This is a genomic window from Pseudomonas sp. Sample_21 (genome assembly GCF_004307525.1).
GTDB lineage: Bacteria > Pseudomonadota > Gammaproteobacteria > Pseudomonadales > Pseudomonadaceae > Aquipseudomonas > Aquipseudomonas atacamensis.
This window is the reverse complement of sequence record NZ_RCNZ01000015.1, coordinates 1-1190: the sequence shown is the minus strand read 5'-3', so window position 1 is coordinate 1190 and position 1190 is coordinate 1. Positions and strand designations below refer to the sequence as shown.

The window sequence follows — 1190 nt, the reverse complement described above, 5'->3', positions numbered from 1 at the left end:
GTGGCGCGGTTGGTGGGCAAGGGGCAGACCAATTATCAGATTGCCTGTGAGTTGGGGATTACCGAGAACACGGTGAAGTTGTATGTGTCGCAGGTGTTGCGGTTGACGCATATGCATAATCGGACGCAGTTGGCTTTGGCTTTGTCGCCCAGTGGGTCTGCTGGGCGGCAGCGGGTTACGGCGCATTAATCGGTGAATATCCGTTGCTGCGGTAACGGCTTCTTAGGGTTTCGCCCTTACGGCGAGTCCCTTTTGGCAAACGCCCCAAAAGGAACCAAAAGGTCTGCGCCCTGACGTTCGGCCCCTCGCTGGGGCTCGGTGTTCCTTCGCTCCGGGATCGATCCTGGCGCAGCGGCTACGGTTTGCTTCGCTGCACCTCCTTCCGCTGTGTACGACTGCGTCGTACGGTCGCTGCGCTCCCACGCCCGGATCAATCCCTCCACTCAGCCTGCCGACGGGCTCCCAGATCAAGATCAAAAGCGGTACTCGAGCTTGCGCTCATTGTTTTGAGTGATGAAAAGCATGCGGTGTCTGGCTTTTGTTTTGCGCTGGATTCGCCCCTCACCCCAGCCCTCTCCCGAGGGAGAGGGAGCCGATTTGCGGGTTGTTCAAAATTTGCATTCGACTCGGTATCTCAGGTCGGCATACCTGACCCAAACAACTCGGTCGGTCCCCTCTCCTCTGGGAGAGGGCTAGGGTGAGGGTGCTTTTGATCTGCTTCAAAATCTGTATTCAACTCGGTATTTCGGGTCGGTGTACTTCGCCCAAACAACTCGGGTCGGTCCCCTCTCCCTCTGGGAGAGGGCTAGGGTGAGGGTGCTTTTGATTTTGATTGTTTAAATCTGTGTCTGATTTGCCAGAACCTTCCCACAAGGTTTTCAGGTTGTCCGTCGGACGTCGGGTCACTAGTCTCTGGCTGTCGCTGACAACTCAGCGGCCAGGTGTGGAAACCTGAAATTCAAGTAGTTGCTTTGCATTGCTACCGTAATCGTTGTCGGCGTGTTCGTTCGTCTGCAAACTGTGTCGCGGCGGCTGTGCGTGGGCAGACTTTGGTCTGGCCGGTTGCCTACTTATCGGTTTTCCACCCTGCGTACAGCTGCCACCTTTTGTCGTGTGGAAACGACAGAAGAGGGCGTCACAGCCAAGTAGGAGTTCTCATGGACAAACTGATCCCAGACCCACCCCCATCC

1 protein-coding gene is annotated in these 1190 nt (G+C 56.3%); it reads left to right on the top strand.

The window, feature by feature from the left end; translation table 11 throughout:
• Positions 1–189: LuxR C-terminal-related transcriptional regulator (locus D8U71_RS00980; RefSeq protein ID WP_130886987.1), on the top strand; the 189-nt coding region annotated here is incomplete at its 5' end.
• Positions 190–1190: the final 1001 nt, after the last annotated feature.